The sequence below is a fragment of the Vibrio aestuarianus genome (assembly GCF_012395185.1).
Lineage (GTDB): Bacteria > Pseudomonadota > Gammaproteobacteria > Enterobacterales > Vibrionaceae > Vibrio > Vibrio aestuarianus.
The window spans coordinates 100,299-120,350 of sequence record NZ_JAAZTU010000011.1 but is presented as its reverse complement, the minus strand read 5'-3'; the positions used below and the strand labels follow the sequence as shown (position 1 = coordinate 120,350).

Annotated in this window: 10 protein-coding genes; 4 read left to right on the top strand and 6 right to left on the bottom strand. The window is 42.2% G+C overall.

What is annotated here, in order from left to right; all coding sequences use genetic code 11:
• Nucleotides 1-7,524: T1SS-143 repeat domain-containing protein (locus HGG78_RS07555; RefSeq protein ID WP_172532494.1), on the top strand; the 7,524-nt coding region annotated here is incomplete at its 5' end.
• A 98-nt stretch (nt 7,525-7,622) separates the two neighbouring features.
• Here HGG78_RS07555 and HGG78_RS07550 read toward each other — a convergent pair.
• Nucleotides 7,623-8,951, bottom strand: a complete 1,329-nt coding sequence (locus tag HGG78_RS07550; protein ID WP_053310466.1) for an anaerobic C4-dicarboxylate transporter — start codon at nt 8,949-8,951, stop codon at nt 7,623-7,625.
• A gap of 257 nt (nt 8,952-9,208) precedes the next feature.
• On the bottom strand, nt 9,209-9,655 hold the full coding sequence (locus tag HGG78_RS07545; protein WP_053310686.1) for a GNAT family N-acetyltransferase: 447 nt from the start codon (nt 9,653-9,655) through the stop codon (nt 9,209-9,211).
• A 278-nt stretch (nt 9,656-9,933) separates the two neighbouring features.
• On the opposite strand from HGG78_RS07545, the gene HGG78_RS07540 reads away from it, so the two are divergent.
• Nucleotides 9,934-10,767 (top strand): DUF6279 family lipoprotein, encoded by an 834-nt coding sequence (locus tag HGG78_RS07540; RefSeq protein WP_172532493.1) that lies wholly within the window; start codon nt 9,934-9,936, stop codon nt 10,765-10,767.
• Nucleotides 10,768-10,775: 8 nt separating this feature from the next.
• Here HGG78_RS07540 and yjeH read toward each other — a convergent pair whose 3' ends face one another.
• Nucleotides 10,776-12,038, bottom strand: a complete 1,263-nt coding sequence (yjeH, locus tag HGG78_RS07535; protein ID WP_172532492.1) for an L-methionine/branched-chain amino acid transporter — start codon at nt 12,036-12,038, stop codon at nt 10,776-10,778.
• A gap of 394 nt (nt 12,039-12,432) precedes the next feature.
• Between yjeH and HGG78_RS07530 the strand changes: the two genes are divergently transcribed.
• Nucleotides 12,433-13,047, top strand: a complete 615-nt coding sequence (locus HGG78_RS07530; protein WP_172532491.1) for a LysE family translocator — start codon at nt 12,433-12,435, stop codon at nt 13,045-13,047.
• A gap of 70 nt (nt 13,048-13,117) precedes the next feature.
• On the opposite strand, the gene HGG78_RS07525 is transcribed toward HGG78_RS07530, so the two are convergent.
• Complete coding sequence (locus HGG78_RS07525; RefSeq protein ID WP_053310470.1) at nt 13,118-13,336, bottom strand: hypothetical protein; 219 nt, start codon at nt 13,334-13,336, stop codon at nt 13,118-13,120.
• A 158-nt stretch (nt 13,337-13,494) separates the two neighbouring features.
• Nucleotides 13,495-14,937, bottom strand: a complete 1,443-nt coding sequence (locus tag HGG78_RS07520) for a glyceraldehyde-3-phosphate dehydrogenase (RefSeq protein WP_053310471.1) — start codon at nt 14,935-14,937, stop codon at nt 13,495-13,497.
• A 554-nt stretch (nt 14,938-15,491) separates the two neighbouring features.
• On the opposite strand from HGG78_RS07520, the gene HGG78_RS07515 reads away from it, so the two are divergent.
• Nucleotides 15,492-18,149, top strand: coding sequence for a hybrid sensor histidine kinase/response regulator (locus HGG78_RS07515; RefSeq protein ID WP_254068151.1), 2,658 nt, complete (start codon nt 15,492-15,494; stop codon nt 18,147-18,149).
• Here HGG78_RS07515 and HGG78_RS07510 read toward each other — a convergent pair.
• Complete coding sequence (locus HGG78_RS07510) at nt 18,092-19,906, bottom strand: putative bifunctional diguanylate cyclase/phosphodiesterase (protein WP_172532500.1); 1,815 nt, start codon at nt 19,904-19,906, stop codon at nt 18,092-18,094. The two genes, HGG78_RS07515 and HGG78_RS07510, sit on opposite strands and share 58 nt — an antisense overlap.
• Nucleotides 19,907-20,052 lie beyond the last annotated feature (146 nt).

Genomic DNA, 20,052 nt, shown 5'->3' with positions numbered 1-20,052 from the left:
CACGCGACGGGAGCCGGAGAAAACGATCTTATCTTAAATCTATCGGTTACAGCGACCGACCGAGATGGTGATGTGTCTAATGCGATCGCCTTGCCGATCACCATCATCGATGATGTACCAACCATTAGCCAAATTACAGCGGGTAGCCAACAAACCGTTGATGAAGATGATTTGTCGGGTATGGGCTCGGATGGCTCAGGCAGTACGACGCTGAGTGGTAATTTTGACGTTGTGGATGGGGCGGATGGCATTGTTAGCTATCAATTGACCGACTTAGTGACACCAGTAGCCGGTTTGCAATCTGGCGGCCAGAATTTAGAGCTAGTTGAAGTTTCTAATAGCAACGGTGTTATCGTGTATGAAGCGAGGACCCTAAGCTCCAACGATGCCGTGTTTAAAATAACGTTCAATGGCTCGGCAGACAGCTATCAATTTGAGTTACTTAAACCGCTTGACCACGCGACGGGAGCCGGAGAAAACGATTTCATTTTAAATTTATCGGTTACGGCGACAGACCGAGATGGTGATGTGTCTAATGCGATCGCCTTGCCGATCACCATCGTTGATGATGTACCAACACTGCATGATAAAACGATTACCACGGTGGAAGGTGACAATAATCGTACCGTTAATTTATTCAGCGTTGATAACAATAACTCACCGGATACCCAAGGTGCAGATAATGGACTCGTCACTCGATTTTCTGCTGTCGATGAAGTAGGGCGAGACATTCAGTTTCGTGTTGGCAATTCAACGACTCTAGTTGATTCTGTTGATTTAAATGGTTTAAACAAAACGGTAACCGTTGTTGAAATTGTTAATAATGTAGAGCGAGATCTCGGAACCTTACTCATTACACCAACCGGCGGTGCAAGATTCAAACCTGCCGCTAGTCTTGACCATGGTGATAGCCCAGAGATCCCTTTTACGGTTGATGTTACCGCTACCGATAAAGATGGTGATACGTCAACAGAGCAGCTCAACGTGATCATTACCGATCGCAATGCTGTGATTAAGGTGGCCAGTGTCTTAGGAACTGAAGATGCAGGGCGCGATGGTTCGGTTATTTCCATGCCGAACAATGAATTAACCAACGCTCAAGATAATCAAACAGGACTTGTAACGACGCCGATTAAAGTTGATTTACAAGTGGAACTGAATGATATCGATCGTAATGAATCGATTGGTGATGTGACGGTTAAAAATATTAATAATGCGCATGGTGATTTCTATTATCTAGATGGCAGCGGCAATTACATAAAACTGGATGTAGTGGGTGGTAAGGTTGTTTTACCAGCTAATATGGTCGAGCAGAGCTTAAATGGAACGGTTGCTTCTGTCGATAACCTCTACTTTGTACCAGATCGTAACTATGCCAGTGCCGATGGTGGTTTTACTATAAATCTGACGGTACAAATTCTGAACGACAATTCAGCGGATCATTCGGTGAATGGCAAGATGCGTATTGAAGTCGAAAGTGTCGCCGATATTGCTACGTGGGCAACAAGTAGTGAATTTCACTATGACACGGTGGAAGATAGCAGCAATGTCAATCTTAATGTTGCAGCACAGACACAAGATACAAGTTCACCAGAAGTCATAGTGTATGAGATTCGCTTTACTCAGGGGGAAGGGGACGCGCGTTTAGTCTATGCTGATGGCACTCCTCTCCAGGTGAGTTCTGATGCCAATGGCAATTACTATTTGGTTGATGCCAGCAAAATAGCACAAGTCCAGGTTGACCCTAATGACAACTTTGGTGGCCAGATTCGATTGGGTATCACCGCTATTACAACCGAACAGTCCAATGCATTTATTGGTAAAGAAAGCGCACGTTCAGAAACTAAAGAAATCATCATTGATGTAACTCCCGATGCGGATATGGGTAGTTTTTCCGTCAATCGAATCAATATTTTTGAAGACAACGCGGCAACGCAAAATACGGTTGATCCCGAAACAGATCATGACCCTCTGTTACTCAGTGAAGTCATCACCATGACGGCTTCTGCTGATACTGATAGCTCTGAGTCATTGCATGTGCGTATTTCTGATTTCTCTGAGGCTGGAGTAACCTTGGTGTGGTTAGGTGCGGGAGCTAGTCAAATTACGACGGTGGATGATGGCAGTGGTCATACTTATTTTGAGGTACCAGAACAGTATCTTAATCAAGTTGAAGTATTACCGCCGAAGCACAGTAATGCTGACTTTACCTTCTCCGTTGAAGGTATCGTGAAAGATAGAGTGATTATTTCAAGCGGTGAGATTGTTGATGAACAATCATTAGGTTCAAAAACGGTTAATGTGGCAGTGAAAGGTGTCGCTGACCTTCCTATTATCGATTTCAATGCAGGTAGTAGTAATACATGGACTGAGTTTGAAGAAAATGGCATTCAAGTGGTGGAAACAACGGTTGATGAAAATCAAGCAGTGGACATCGACTTCAGTGTGTTGTCAGGAGAAAAGATAGATAATCCATCAGACAACTCTGAATCCTTGACGGTATTGCTTTCCAATATTCCTGATGGTGTGAATTTATATGACAGTGATGGTAGTGTTATTGACTTAGTGTTTGTTGGGTACGATTCTTCAAATCATCCAATTTATCAGGCAAACCTGACCACTGCTCAAGTCTCTACAGGCATTAAAGTTGAGCCGGTTCAATCGTCGACAGAAAATATTCACATCAAGGCGAGCGTTATCGTTACTGAAGATGATGGTCATACTCGCCAAGTCGAGTCTGAGATCCGCATTAATGTTAGACCTGTTATTGATGTGGCAGACAACTATCAATCAAGCTCGATAGGCAATGAAGATTCCCTGATTAATATTCGCTGGCAGCCTGAGAATGCTCAAAATCCAGATGCCGATGAGTATTTTGCAGCAGTCACCTTGTCCGGTTTCCCTACAGGAAGCAGCGTTTATGTTAATGGTGTCCTTACAGCACTAGATTCAAATAACCAGTTAGTGCTCACACCTGCTGTCGGTCAAAGTGAACAAGACTTTTCCAATCAAGTACTGTCTGCTGGTTATATTCAAGTGCAACCACCAGAACATTCCAGTACCGATTTTACCTTAAATACAGAACTTGTGGTGAAAGAGCAGGATCATGAATATGTCGACTCGGCAAATCCTGGAGAAGGGATTGTATCGAAAGTGATTCAAGGTTCTGTGAACGTGACGGTGCGGCCAATCGTAGAGCCAGACGGCGAGTTACGTGTTGAAAATGGCAGTGGTGTACAAAATAGTGTAACAGCTGATGCCGCAGGAGTGATTAATTTTACGATTAATGATGCTGCAGGCGGTGAGACTGATGCCAATATTATCCGTTTTGATAATGTGGATAGCCAGTCAACGGCTGGCTATCAGTCACAAGAACTCGTTGATCAGTTAGTGGTGCGTTTCAACAATGTCACACCAGATGTTCTTGACCAACTTTTGATCACCGGTGCTATTAATAATGGCGATGGCACTTGGACCATTGTTGATGAAAATAACTTCAGCATTAAGGCACCAAATGGGTTGATATTGGGTACGAATAATGATCCTGATGACGATGGTTACAATGAAATAACATTAACCATTTTTGCCCAAGTCTTCGATAAAGGTGAAGATAGCTCTGAAGTGAAAACTATCAAAGAAGTGCACTCGGATATTACATTGAAGTTTCCCGAAATTGTCACGGGTAATGATTCTGTGGCAGCAGACATCAACCTTGTTGGTGATGTTGATGATATTGTGTTAGGCAGTGAAGATCATGTGGTGGATTTAGGACAACAGATCCAAGATAAGCTGATGATCAGTGCTTCTGGTTTTGATGGAGTATCTGATGAGTTAAGTATCGTTATTGCTCAGAACCTATTACCGGCTGGAGCCAGTTTATCGGGCGCTGAGTTTGATTTCGTCGATGGCCTGTATGTTTACAAAGGCGTGGTCAACACAGATGGTTCTATTTCAGGTCTAGAAAACTTGCAACTTAACTTACCGGAAGATTACGCTGGAGACTTCAAGGTACCGGTTACTTTTGTAACCACAGACACGGCTTCTGGTGATGAAAAATCCATGACCACGGAAATCCCTGTGGCGGTTTCTCCAATCGCTGATATTCCAGGATCCGATCAGCCTGCAGATAGCAATGTTACCCCACGAGTAACTTTAACTGTTGAAGGTACATTAGGCTTAGGTGCGGATCATCAACCCACGTCAACAGCTAACGATATTCCGACGAATGATGGCATTGGTTATGAAGATGGCATTATCCATTTATCGCTCGATCTTGACTTGGCTGACATTGCTAACGACCTCACGCAAGGACAAGAAACTTTAACTGAAGTAACGTTAACAGTGCAGGGGACAAATATTGGAACATTTGTTGATGCTGATGGCAATGAACTTGGTACCCAAATCACCTTCAACTCTAGCCAATTACCTGCTGCGCTGGATAACGTCTATTTCAAACCGGCACCTAACTACCCAACGGGCAATGATGATAACACTGTTAATATTAGTGTCTCAGGTAAAGTGACCGATACCACAACATTTGATGAAGTTAATCCAGCTTCCGTTGTTGGCATTACCAATACTGATGCGGATAAAACATTCACTACTAATGTTAGCTTTGAAGTAAAACCAGTCGTCGATGACATTGCCATTTCAGGAAGCGGTCCAAGTGCCCCTGAAGTGGAAGGTTTAGAAGATGAATGGATTGTTTTGTCGAAGCCAGGATCTGAATTCAACATTGACTTAACCGATACTGACGGTTCGGAAGAGTTTGTCTCTATTAAGCTCACCGGAGTGCCGACCGACTTTATTGTGAGCTCTCTCGATTCCAATCAATATGTCGTCAAAAATAATGGTGGTGGTGAGTGGAGCATCCAGTTGAAAGATCTCACCCAGACCTCTCTCAATTTGTCTAATATTGCGATTAAACCTGCGAAAAATTTCAGTGGTGAGGTGGAGATTGGCGTAAAAATCTTTACTCAAGAATCACTACTTGGTGTCCCTGTTGAGCATACTGGCAGTTTTAAATTTGATGTTGTTCCTGTCGGAGATGCCATTGACGTTGAACCTGTTGAGGACGTTGCTGGAAACGAAGGTGAAGATATTGCGATCGACATTAAAGCACAAATCATCGACAACATAGATTCTATTTCGACCGGAGCTAATTATACCGAAAACTCGCCAGAGACCTTGCGAGTGGAAATTTCGGGCGTGCCAGATGGAGCAAGCATTGCTTTAGCTGATGGTACATTAGGGACGAATTTAGGCGCTGGGGTGTGGTTGCTGAATGTTGATGCCCAAAGTTTGGATAAGCTTATTTTCAATTCTGGTGATTGGAATAACAGCGCGTGGACTGATGCACTGCATTTTAAAGTGCAATCGGTAGATACAGGGTTAGATGGTATTGAACATTTAGGACCAGTACAAGAATTTGACGTGGCGGTTGATATCACTGCAGTCAATGATCGTCCAGAGTTTTCCGGAATTACCAATACAGAAACAGCTGAAGATACACCGATAACCTTAAATGGATTTATGGTTTCTGACGCTGATAGTACGATAGATAATCCAAATGCCGAATATGCCTTGATAATTGACGTTGAGCATGGTGTGTTACAGATTGATCCAGCATTGTTGGGAAATTTAATAGTGACGGGTGATGGAACGATAAGTGTTGAGCTTAAAGGAACTATTACCGATATTAATAGCGCACTAGCGGCAGGGGTTGCGAAATTTGTTCCAGAAACGGACTTCAATGGCGCAGTGAACGTAAATGTCTCTATTGATGACCAAGGTAATAATGGCTTGGTCATTGCGACGGATGATGGCACTTTAAATAGCAATTCAGACCAGTTCACAATCAATGTGACAGAAGTGAATGACGCACCAATGACAGCATCAGTTACTCTGCCGGATATTAACGAAGATGCCGGTTCAATAACGATTGTCGCGTCTCAGTTGCTCGCTAATGCTTCCGATACTGAATCTGATACATTGACAGTGTCTAACCTGGCGTTAGTTGATCCTGCGATGGGCACATTAATTCAAACCAGTGTAGGTGAATGGACCTTTGAACCAGCATTGGATTTTTATGGACAGGTGAATTTTACCTATGACATTACTGATGATGGCACAACAAACGGTGTTAGTGATCCTCAATCTGTTTCCGGTCAAGCAGTCTTAGATGTGCTGGCGGTTAATGATGCTCCTGTTATCGATGGAGCATCGATAACCACAACCATTGATGAAAGTGCTGCTCAAAAAGTCACAGGCATTACAGTCAGTGATGTAGATTACAGCGGATCTCAAGCGAACCAAACCATGAGTGTCACCTTAAGCGTGACCGAAGGGATACTGAGTGTCGTTATTCCTGCTGGAAGTAGTGTTACTCAAACGCCAGCATTAAACGGAGACATTGTCTTACAAGGTACATTGACTGATATTAATGCACTATTGAATACTACCGATCCTATCAATGGGGTGTTCATCGATGCAACGGCCATCGCTGGTGATACTGTCGCTCTTACAGTTAAAGCGAATGATGTTGGTGTATACGCTGATAATGCTTCGGGTATGGCATTAGAAGATACTGAAACCTTTACCATTACGGTTACGCCAAAAGCAAATGCACCGACATTGACGGTCGATCCAAGTTTCAACTACATCAAACAGAGTTATGTCAATCAAAGTGTCAGCAACCAGGGTATTGCGCTAGTCGGTTTAGTTGCAACTCTGACCGATAGCCACGAAGTACTGTCACTGGAAATTCATAATCTTCCATCGGGAGCTACACTTTCAAGTGCAACGGGCAGTGTTGTCGAACAAAGCGGAGTATGGGTAGTTTCTGCTGATGCTATTAACAGTTTAGAGGTCACGGGGTTAAGCCTTGGTGCCCATACCTTATCAGTGACGGCTATTTCCACTGAAACCGACGGTAGCTTTGCATCATCTACACCACTCGATATTCAGATTGATGTGTTAGCTGATGGTACGGTTATCGATCAATCTTCTAATTCTGACGATTCACAACTACTTGCAGACGATAGCGGTTTAAGTCTGACTGGTGGTAGCGGTGATGATTATATTGAAGGTGGTGCAGGTGATGATATTTTGCACGGAGGTGCAGGTAACGACATCTTGGTCGGTGGATTAGGTGCTGATATTTTAACTGGTGATGGTGGGGCTGACATATTTAAGTGGACCTTGGACAGTGTCGATGACAAAACGGACACCATCACGGATTTTAGTACAGCAGAAGGGGATGTCATCGATTTAACCGACGTTGTTTCTGATCTGGGTAGTCAATTGCCGATGGATCAGCTACTCGCATCATTGGCTGCATCTAATCAAATTGAAGCCAAAGTGATTGCCAATACTGATGATGTTGAACTCGATATCACCACAGATAATAACGTACACCAAACCATTGTGGTTGAAGATTTAGCTAATCAATTCAGCTTTGATGGTATGACGTCTATTGATATCGTTGGAACATTGCTCGATAACAACATTATTAAGCATGATTAGAAAGAAAAAGCGCAAACAACATCTTCAGGCTTAGTTGTTTGCGCTTTGATTTTACTTTGAATAAACCCCAGAACTTCATCAGTCTGGGGTTTATTTTTTTAGCCGATAATCATTTGGCCTAAAACGTAGCCTAAGCAACAAGCACTAACAACACCAATGAGACCTACTGCCATAAACGAGTGGTTGAAGTAGTACTTCCCAATTTTAGTGGTGCCAGTATTATCAAAGTTTACCGTAGCGATATCTGAAGGGTAGTTAGGGATAAAGAAGTAGCCGTAGAGCGCAGGCATCAAACCTACCAATAACGCTGGCTCTAGACCCAAACCTAAACCGACAGGTAGCATCATAACCGCAACCGCAGCTTGTGAGTTCACCACAACAGAAACGATGAACAGAGCAAGAGCAAACGTCCAGTGATAATCGGTGACCATCTCAACAATGCCTGATTTAAATTGTGGCATGGCATATTGGAAGTATGTGTCTGACATCCATGCGATACCAAAAATAGCAATCGCAGCAACCATCCCAGATTTAAACACAACACCATTTGGTACATTGCGTGGGTCAGTTTTAGTCGCCAAAAGAATGATACCGCCAAAACAGAGCATCATCATTTGGATAACCACAGCCATACTGATGGGTTTGCTGCCTTCAACGACAGTGCGGATCTCAGGCACCATAGCGAGAACAACAATTGATAAAATAGCACCGATAAAAATCAGCACGGAATTACGCGCCGCAGACGGTAGAGATTCATTCAGCGTAGTGGCTGTCGTATTTTGAATTTTCTCTTTCCACACAGGATCTTGCAAGCGTTGTTGATACTCAGGATCATCATCCAACTCTTTGCCACGACGTAGGCTGTAGAGTGACATCAGTAAAGTACCAAATAAAGTTGCAGGTACAGTGACTAACAGAATAGAGAACAGGGTAATGTCGTGCTGAATGTCAGATAGTTGAGCTAGGTAAAACACAACAGCGGCTGATATAGGAGAAGCCGTGATCGCAATTTGCGAAGCAACCGAGGCCGCCGCCATTGGGCGTTCAGGACGAATACCGTTTTTCAGTGCTACATCACCAATGATTGGCATGATGGAATAAACGGCATGGCCAGTTCCCAACATAAAGGTCATTGCATAGGTGACAAACGGTGCAATTAACGTGACGTTTTTAGGGTTTTTACGTAGCAAGCGTTCAGCAACTTGCAGCATGTATTTTAATCCTCCCGCGGCTTCTAAAATTGAAGCACAAGTCACCACCGCAAGAATAATCAGCATGACGGTGATAGGTGGGGAAGTGGGCGGCATTTTGAATATGAAAACTTCAATAACCAAACCGATACCAGAAATAACACCAAGTCCGATGCCGCCGTAGCGCGAACCAATATAAAGCATTAACAGGAGGAACAGGAATTCCACATACAACATATAAATATTCCCTATAACAAACATTGAATAAAACGATTGTCTAATGATCACTAGGAAAAAGATCAAACCTTGTTCACACAACCTTTAGCCGCAAAAATGAAAAGATATTAATCAGAGCATGCTCACGCATTTTATGCATTAAGTAATCAATATGTGTGAATAAATGTAGTGATATTGTTGTGTCAGATTGTATTTGGTGTGAATGGTAGGCCTAGCTTTAGGTGATTACAGCCCATTAATTTGCTTTGTGCATCTATTTAATTGGTGAATGATGGCACAAATTGCATATGTACGAACACATCATCGGTTTCATAATCTATAAATCCAAACCGTTTATACAGTTCTCCAACACGGTTTCCTTGTCGGTAGCAGAGCTTACAAGGGGAGTGAGTTTGCTGAGAAACCTTGATGATGGTTTGCAGAATTTGACTACCAATTCCCATACCTTGAAATGCAGGAAGAATAAAAAAGCGTGAAAAAAATAAAGTGTCGTGTTTGCTTTCGAGTAAATAAGTCCCGATAGGTTTACCATCTAGGCAGATGATGGTTGGAAGCCCAGAGTTCCACTCTTGGCGGTGTAGCTCTTGTTGTAGCTCTTCATCCCAGCCAAAAACAGCGGTAATGGCATCCATTTCAGCCACTTTTTTCAGCTCAAAAGTAAATTGATAATCTTCGCTTGTTGCCGAGCGGTAGGTAATATTCATGATTTTCACTTTTTGCGGTATCTCTTGTCTAATTGAAGCAGCTGCGGTGTTGACTACACCCATTCACTTCAATCACATCGTTTATCTATGCTCATGGGGATGAATACACTCGCTGGTCACCTGCACTTCAAGTTATTTGGGTATGCATTTTATTTAGTTATCTAACCTTAAAAATAGCAGTCCTTAGCTGATAGTGGCATTCATTTTCGTTGGATATTGAACCTCATGCTATATTTTTACGTACAGGCTATTAGGGCGAGTGATTAAAGGGCGATTAAATGCGCACATGGATAGTAATGGGCTTAAGTTTAGCTTTGCTCGTTGGATGTGGAACTAAATTTGTCTACCATAACCTTGACTGGTTTGTGATTGATTATATTGAAGATTATGTTGATTTGACCAAGAAGCAAAAAACAATATTGAGTGAGCGTATTGTTAATATTAGTCAATGGCATAAGCAGCAAGAGATCCCCCTTTATGTCCAGCAGCTTGATAAATTATCACAAATAACCCCACGCACGATGACTGTAGAACTCTTTCATGAACAAGAGGTAGAGATGAGAGCACATTATCATCGTTTGCTGCAAAAAATTGAGCCTGATATCTATTCACTTGCACAGCAGCTTAGCGATCAGCAAGTGAAAACATTAATACTAGGTTTGGAAAAAAAACATAATAAGTATGCAGATCGTTACCAAGGATTAACGGATACTGAAATCCATGGGAAATACAAAAGTCGTATTGAAGAAAGAGTTGAAGACTGGTTAGGTGACTTGCAACCAGCCCAACAGCAATTAGTGCAGCAATGGGCGGATAGCATGCAGATTACCGCTTATGATTGGATCAACTATCAAGCTCAAATTCGAACCGAGGTAGAAGTTTTGCTCAATCAGCGTGATGAACTCAGCCTCTTTCTTCCGCGTTTAAATCGACTACTGTTTGAGCCTGAAAGTTACTACTCGCCAGTGCTTGCCAGTAAAATAGAATACAATCATGCCTTGTCAGAGCGATATTTAGTGCAAATTATTCAGCTAAGTAATGATCGCCAGATAAAACATTTTAAAAATGAGGTGGCCAATTGGAAAAATATCCTGATCGATCTTCAATCTTAATCGAATGACTAAAGCTCTGTTTTAGGCTGTTGTCGTTTCACCAACTTGCTCCAAGGCAATGACAGCAGAATAAAAATTGTCAGTGCGTAAAGCATTGACCAACCAAGGCAAATGAAAACCGCACTGCATAGAACAAGCGAGATTGTGGCTAATACTTTATGGATGCCCGTTAACAATTTATACGCGGCAAACATCGCCAACAAATATACCAGTACAAAAATGCCATTTGCGAGTTTTAGAAAGAATTCTAAGTCTAGTCCTGACAGTTCTCCGAGTAGGCATGAAGCCAATAATACCCCGCCAACGGCAAGCGTTGCGTTTGCTGGTACCCCTCGAATCGATATTCTTGCAATGGCACTTTTAGGTCGGTATTCCCTTGCTTGAGCCCAAACCATCCGCGACAAACTTTGTGTGTATAAATTGATACTGGCGAAGCAAGCAAAAAAACCAACAATACTGATAAGGGTAGCGAGACCAGAACCAAAGATGTGGTCACTTAACCAAGGGATAGAGGTACTATCAAATTCAGGGCTGCCAAATGCTCCGAACTTCAAGATCACCACTGAGCAAGCCCAATAAGTGGCTCCGGCAACAAAACAACCAACAATAATTGCTATCGGGAAATCGCGTTGTGGATTTTTGAACTCCTCGCCCATGTGGGCAAAAGCTTCAATACCAACAAAGCACCAAAACATTACACCAAGGGCGGCACCTATTGGCCAAATACTTTCTGCATCAAGAGGCGGCATGGTTAAATCCGTATAGCCCACATTTCCAACCCAGAGAAAAGCACCGACTAAGGTAAAAATACTCAGCGCAATAATGGTTTGCAGGCTGCCCGAGGACTTTGTACCAGCAAGATTCACCACCACCAGAAGCAATACGGTCAGTGTTTGTGCAATCATTGAAGAGTTGAGTGGTTCAGGGAGTAATTGTTGCGCAAAACCTGCCGCTAACGCTACTGCTGCAGGAACGCCAACCGGAATCACGCTGACAAAGAGCCAAGCGACTGAGCGTTCAAGCTTTGCATTAAAGGCTTTGCGCACAAAGTAGGCCGTACCACCGGCATTCGGGTAGCGTTTACCGAGTGCTGCGAAAGTTAATGCAATAGGGCAGATAGCAACAAAAAGCAGCAGCCATGCCCAGAGCGATAAGTGACCGGCAATACCAGCAGCAATCGCGGGGATCATAAACAACCCCGTGCCCATTAATGTGGTGGAGAGTTGCCCTATTCCGGACAATAAAGTGATGTCCTGTTTTAACTCGCTCACGGCTTCCGTTCCTGAATAAAGTTATGTACTGCAGAATACTCTGAAGCGAAGTTGGATGCATTAAACAAAATTGAGAAATATTGCCGCTCAGAGTGCTTAAGGCCGTCATTTGACCACAACACCACTTTTTCCCCCGGAGTTAAGGTTAAGCGGTGGTTAATTTCAATCAGTTGTGTCAAATTACTATGCGATCAATGAGATAGTGACTGAGAGGTTACTCATTCTCTATCGATATTCCTCTCCTGCTTGAAGCTAGAACGGCATTGGCTACGCTTGCTCACCCCCACTCACATAGTTTCTATGCGGATGGGAATGCACTCACTGGCCGCCTACCTGCAACTTCAAGTTGTCTGGGGAAAATGAATTTTTAATAGGATCAAATAGCGAGACAAGCATGACAATTACTGTGTGGTTATCACTTTTTACGATTTGTATTTTAGGGGCCATGTCACCAGGTCCAAGTTTAGCGATGGTAGCTAAACACAGTCTCGCTGGTGGGCGAAAAAATGGTTTCGCTACCGCTTGGGCTCATGCGTTTGGTATTGGGGTTTATGCATTTATTACCCTGATTGGCCTTGCGGTTGTGCTGCATCAATCCCCCTTAGTGTTTAAAACCATCAGTTATGCGGGTGCTTTTTATTTGGCATATTTAGGTTTTAACGCACTGCAATCAAAAGGTGGTGTGGCGGCTAAGTTGGAGTCAGGCGAAACAGTGAGCGTGTGGCAGTCAGCGAAAGAAGGGTTACTTATTTCACTTTTGAGCCCTAAAATTGCCTTATTCTTTATTGCCTTGTTTAGTCAGTTTGTTGCGGTAGGAGACGGGATAACCAGCAAAGTGATTATCGTGTTAACGCCTTTTGTGGTGGATGGACTTTGGTACACATTTATTACCTTTATTCTTTCCAGCCCAAGGCTTCTAGATAAGCTTCGTGCACGTGCGGTGTTGATTGATAGATTGTCAGGGATTGTACTTATTCTGTTAGCGATACGTGTCATTATGACGGTGTAAAGTATCGACATGCAAAAGGGAGCAATCAATTGCTCCCTTTTTAATATGGTCTATGGAACTACTTTACGTGTTAATGGCTTTGATGAGAATGCTTTGTTGTGACGTCTTCATATTCACCGTCTATGACGTTACTGCGTCTTTGATAGAACGAGTGACCTTTCAATTGTTTCTCTAAACGTTTACCCGTGATGATGGCTGCAATAGTCAGAGGGATCGCCAATATTAGGCTGAAAATCAAAGCAAAAAAGCCAGTAATTAGCGTCAATGCTGTGATGAGAAATCTGTTCATAATGTATACCTCTTTCTTAGTTGTGATCAGGTTAACTTAGTCAAGATGAATCAAACATGAACAAAAAAAGCCACCCGGTTACGGGTGGTAATTAGAGATCTTATCCAGTGCTTATTATGCTGTGGAGTTGTTATGACGTTAAAGTGTTTGAGCTGATCTTAAGCAAAAGTGGCGGGATAAGTGTTATAACGCACGCCCATCATTTGTTCCATGCAATGGACAACTTGACCGCTATAGCCGAATTCATTGTCGTACCAAATGTAGAGCACACAGCGATTATCTTGTGCGATGGTTGCCGCACCATCAACCACTCCTGCATGACGAGAACCCACCAAATCACTTGAAACAATTTCGGTGGAATCGGTGTAATCGATTTGCGCGGAAAGTGGAGAATTAAGAGCCATTTCTCTGAGATAAGTATTGAGTTCTTCTTTATCAGTACCTTTCTCTAAGTTTAGGTTCGCAACTGCCATTGAAACATTCGGAGTCGGAACCCGAATCGCGTTCCCTGTCAGTTTTCCTGCTAATTCTGGTAAGGCTTTCGCTACCGCTTTAGCCGCACCTGTTGATGTTAATACCATATTCAGTGACGCGCTGCGTCCACGGCGTTCACCAGAATGGAAATTATCAATCAAGTTTTGATCATTGGTAAATGAGTGAACGGTTTCAATGTGTCCGGAAATAACTCCAAATTTATCATTAATGGCTTTGAGCACCGGTGTAATGGCATTCGTGGTACAGCTTGCAGCCGAGATAATGGTATCTTCTGGCTGAATAATCGCCTGATTAACGCCAAACACGATATTTTTAATGTCCCCTTTGCCGGGCGCTGTGAGTAGTACTTTACTTGCGCCATTGCACGCGACATGCTGACTAAGTCCTTCGCTGTCGCGCCAGACTCCCGTATTATCGACGATCAGCGCCTCATGAATGCCATAATCGGTGTAGTCTATTTCTTCTGGTTTGTTGGCGTAGATAATTTGAATATAGTTCCCATTAGCAATAATGGCTTTACGCTCTTCATCAACCACAATACTGCCATTGAATTGTCCATGAACGGAGTCACGTCGTAACAAGCTTGCTCGCTTCTCTAAGTCCCCTTTTTTACCACCGCGAACCACAATCGCTCTAAGTCGTAATGGGTAACCTGGGCCACTTTTTTCGATCAGCAAACGTGTCAATAAGCGCCCAATGCGACCAAAACCATACAGTACAACGTCTTTAGGTACTGCCAACTTCTCACCCGTTAACGCACTATGAAGTGCCGTGAGTAGGTAATCATTCAGTCCATGCTCATCGTCATGGTGTTGCCAAAATTGATGAGCTAGTTGGCCAATATCAATACGACATGGTGATAAAGTCATTTGCGTTAATTGCTGTAGAATCGGCATGGTTTGAACTGGAGATAGGGATTCACCGGTGTAGCGACGCGCGATTCGATGAGCCTTGATGATATCGATGGTGGTGGCGTTGATGAGCGTTTTACCAAACAGGATAATTTCAACTCCCTGTTGGCGGTAGAGTTGGCCGATAAGAGGTGACATTGATTCTGCAATGGTTTGACTTACTTGCCAGTCGAGGAGGTGTTTCTCTGGACTCATGTTTGTTGGGACCTTTCACGTTATATTGAGCTTGAATGTTCACGGTGTAGGGCCGTGAACGTGTATCACACACCATTTAAACGGAGTTTGGATACGAGGAAAACTATTGTTGTTTTTATGTGGCGGAATTGTAAATGCACATTGGTTATTCTGCTAGGAAAAATAATGGCGATATTTACTACTAAAAAACATCGAGACAGCAGGGTATCTAACCCTATTTGGGCTGTGTTTATGTCTCTTGACAATTTTCAAGTTGCCTCCTTATTTTGTGACGATAACGTATTAAGTCGCATATTTTTGCCTGCCCAATTTAATCTCTTTCAATAAAATGAGTTCAAGGTCAATTTATCACCGCAAAAAGTAAACGTTATTTTCAAATAACGTTTACTTTTTTCTTATCACATACATGCAGTGGAAATTAAAAATTCTGAATTTAAGAATAATGTCGCTATCAAAGACATTTTACTTTTTAAGGATAAATAAGCAGGAAATTGCATAGAATGGCGTCTATGATTTAATCATCCATCAAGCCATCGCTTTCAAGGATGATAATAATGGCATTGTTATCTCAACTTTCGATTAAGGCTCGACTAATGATGCTGTGCTTGATTCCGGCACTGGTCATTGCGGTCATTGCTTTAGGCCTCTGCATTCAGTTTGATGCACGTCTGCATACGTATGAGATACTTAATCAAAAAGTTGAGTCATTAAATCAAACGACCAAAAGTGCTAACTTACTTTATCAGGCGTTGAGCGCAGAACTGCGCTCGGAAAGCAATGATCAAGACTTAGATGAGTTCAAGCGAGCCTTAGCGGAGGTGCGCAAAAATATTAGTGCTGATCAGCATCAGACTCATGGTACAAGTGATCGCGTCAAGATAGAAAATATCATCAATCAGTTGAGTCAAGCTGTAGACACCATTCCGAATGCCACAAAAAATGAAGTGTTCGAGATAGGCAATAGTGGGTTTGCTTTGATAGGCCAATTGATGGCTGAATTACAAAAAACTAACAGTTTGACCGCACCTTTTGATATTCACTCGTTAGACCTAATTTATAGTGATTTACATTGGTTTTCGTTTTGGATGCAAAAGGAAGCTTGGCTAATTCAGCAATCTGCTGTGGTTGGTTCCCTTGCTAGAAATTTACAAATTGAATATTTGCAAGTTGCTGAGCGTCAGCAGCAATATTTAGAGAATCTGTTGGATTCAGGTGAAAGTAGCTATCAACTTGAACCATTCGCGATTCTGTTTACTCAAGCGAAATTTCGGCAAGGCGCTTTAATTCGAGACAACATTATTCGTAATGAAATTAACCCACAGCAATGGCCGTTGTATGTGGTAAATGCTGAAGGTCGGTATATTGCTATAAGGACACATTTGCAAGGGGTGACTGCGAATTTCTCCATGCTACTTGCGCAACAAGTTAAGCAAGAAAAAATTCGAATGCTTGTGATGTCTGCTGTGGCTATTCTTGTGCTGATTTTTCTCTATATTTTAGGTGCTAGCACTTATTATCGCGTGACATCGAAATTAAGCCACATTCTGAATACGATGAGGCGATTATCTCAGCAGCAAGATAAAATAGAGCAAATCTCCGTTGAAGGTAATGATGAGTTCGCTCACTTTACAAGAAATCTCAATCAGATTATCCAACAACAACAACAGTACGAAATTGCGTTGCTTGAAACCAAAGAAGCGGCAATTGCGGCTAACCGTGCAAAAAGTGCATTTCTTGCCAATATGTCTCACGAGATACGAACGCCACTCAATGGCATTATCGGTATGACAGAGATGCTTTCACGTAGTGACCTCAAAGTGAAAGAGCGTGAAATTTTGTCGGATATAGACACTTCTTCACAAATTTTACTGATACTGATAAATGATATTTTAGACTTATCTAAAATTGAGTCAGGCAATTTGGAACTTGCTCCACACCGTTTTGAGCTGGCTGAGATGGTTTATGACACCGTTCATTTAGTCAACGCGAAAGCGCTCAGTCAGCATGTTGAATTGAATATAAATTTAGATCCAGCATTGCCACGTATTGTCGTTGCCGATGAATATCGTCTAAAGCAGATATTGATGAATTTACTATCTAATGCGGTTAAATTCACTAACGATGGTTATGTGAATACTGAGCTGACTTTCCAGGCTGGAGAACAGCCATCAATACGTTTTGTTGTATCGGATACTGGTAAAGGCATTGATAAAGAGATGCTAGAAACCATTTTTGAACCATTTACTCAAGAAGACCATACAATTACGCGCCGTTTTGGCGGGACAGGTCTTGGTTTGGCTATTTGCCGTCAATTACTCGATTTAATGAATGGCCGTATTAGCGTTCAGTCAACCCAAAGTCTAGGGAGCTGTTTTGAGTTTGTCGTGCCAGTCGAAGTGCCGTTAGAGCAACCACAGACAGAATTGTTGGCAACCCATGTTTTACTTGTAACCAATGCATCCAACTATTCGGCGGCAATAAAACGTGATTGTGTGCGAATCGGTGTCGAATTCAGTGAGGTCAAAAATGCAGAAGAAGCGTTGTACGTTAAGTTACCGGTTTCGTGTATTTTATACTGTCAAACGCTTACCGCTAGTCTCCAGTCAGATTTTATTGATCTGCATGATCAATTTCCTAGAGTCAAAATTCTTGTGCTACAGCATCATCTATTCATCAATCAAGATTTTGTAAGATTCGCACAGCCAGTGCTGACTTTACCATTTTTAGGCTCGCGGTTTGAAAGGGCAATGCGTGAGCTATTAGTGGCTTCGGTATGGGAGAGTGAGAAAGATTTGTTATCGGCAAGGGCTGATTCAATCATTGAAAACGGGAAGCGAATCTTGATCGTGGAAGATAATTTAATGAATCAAAAAATAGCCAGTTTCTTTCTTGAAAAAGCCGGACTGGATTATATGGTGGCGAATAATGGACAAGAAGCACTGGATGCGATCACACAAGGCGGTCAATTCTGTGCAGTGCTTATGGACTGCATGATGCCAGTGATGGATGGTCTAACAGCGACCAAAAAAATTCGCCAATGGGAACAAGAACAAGGTAAGAATAAGCTGCCCATCATTGCTTTAACCGCCAGTGTACTTGAAGAAGATATTAAGAATTGTTTTGACGCAGGGATGGATGCCTATCTACCTAAACCTTATAAATCTAAGCAACTATTTGATATCTTTAGTGAGTTGAATGTTGCCGAATACTGAAGAAGTAGTTTGGAAAATTGTTTCGCAGGAATCGGTTTGGAAAACAAATATCCTTGGTAGTTGTCACAACCTTCAGTATTTAATAGTGAGAGCTGTTGTTCCGTTTCGACGCCTTCTGCGGTGACTTGCTTACCAATATTATGACCAAGCTGAATAATGGTTTTTACAATCATGTGATCATTGTGGTTATCTACACAGTCGTCAACAAACGACTTATCAATTTTCAATACGTCTACGGGAAGTTGCTTCAGATAGTTGAGTGAAGAATAAGCAACACCAAAATCGTCGATGGCAACGGAAACTCCCAATTTACGCAGCGCATTACAAGTTTGCGCAACTTTATCTGGATGCTCCATTAAAGTCGTTTCTGTTATTTCTAATTGAAGTAAATTCGGATCTAATTCATTGACCTTTAATGCTTCTGTGACGATATGAAAAATATCATCAAATACAAACTGAACCGCAGAAACATTGACTGATACACAAATTGGGTATCCTTGATCACTCCATTGCTTGGCTTGTTGACAGGCGGTTTGAATAATCCACTGTCCAATAGCGATGATTTGCTGGCTTTTTTCGGCGGTACCAATAAATTCAACTGGGGAAATCATTCCCAATTCAGGGTGTTGCCAACGGATTAGTGCCTCCGCACCTTGTATACGATTGCTCTTGATGTTGATTTTGGGTTGGTAGTACAACAGCAATTGGTTTCTTTCTATGGCGGAAATAAGCTCTCGTTCTATTTGATAATTGCGAATCGTCTCGTCAATTAACGCCTCGTCATACCACTGAATGGTATTTTTCCCCCGCGATTTAGCGCGGTATACGGCAATATCTGCATTTCTACACCAAATATCGACGGCATGAAGTGCATCTTCTAATAATGCAATGCCAATACTAAATGTCATCGAATATGATCGATTTTCCAATGAAAATTGTTGATTTGATATATCTTTCAATTGGTTAGAAGCATACTCGGCGGTGTGACGAATATTGGTTCTATCTTTGATAATCATGGCAAATTCATCACCGCTAAGGCGATATATATTTATCCGCTCAAAAGGAAGATCTTTTAAACGGTTAGAAAACTCTATGAGCACGAGGTCGCCAAAGTGGTGACCTAGGTTATCATTAATTTTCTTAAAATCGTCAAGGTCAAGCTGAATGAGTGCATAGCCGTCGCTGTATGGTGTTTCCTTAGCAATCTGTTGAAGATCTAAGGTAAATGCCTTTCTATTGGCTAATCCGGTTAAGAAATCGGTCAGACTATCCTGTTCATACTGAGTAATTTGACGTTGCCACTTTTGTTGGTAGTAAACCATGACGGTAGCGAAAATCGCAATGGTCATTAGTTCAATGGCATCTTCCCTAAATTCAATAAATTGCTCTGCCGGTAAGTTGTGCAGATAGCTGAATATCAGTAATACCGCAGAAAGTATTGGTAATAGTGAGCCTGGGAAAATGACGATGTAGCATAGCGGGATGAGAATAAATGTTTCTTCTATAGCATCGATATCAAGCGGTTCAATATAACTTCCGATCAAAATGGTGCTGATTGCAATTAGGCTGGTCAAACGTTTGACCAATGTTGAGGGGTGTAATCGAGCGATGACCATGGCGATAGGAAACAAAGGGTAAATGTTTATGGCTGCACGATGTTCGGTGAGTAAAGTGAAGCTGATTGCGCTAACAGAAGCAAAATAGAACGCAGTGATAAGCAACGAGAAGGCTATTTTTTTATCAATTTTATTAAGCATTATCATATAAACTTCCGCGTTATCTAGCCAAACTAACGATTAATTTTAAGGTGAACGGGTTAGAACGATGGTGCTAGTGCAAACTTAGAGCTCACTTCAAAGCATTATGTTTAGAGTGTAGTTGCTGTATCTGTAACGCTTTGGAG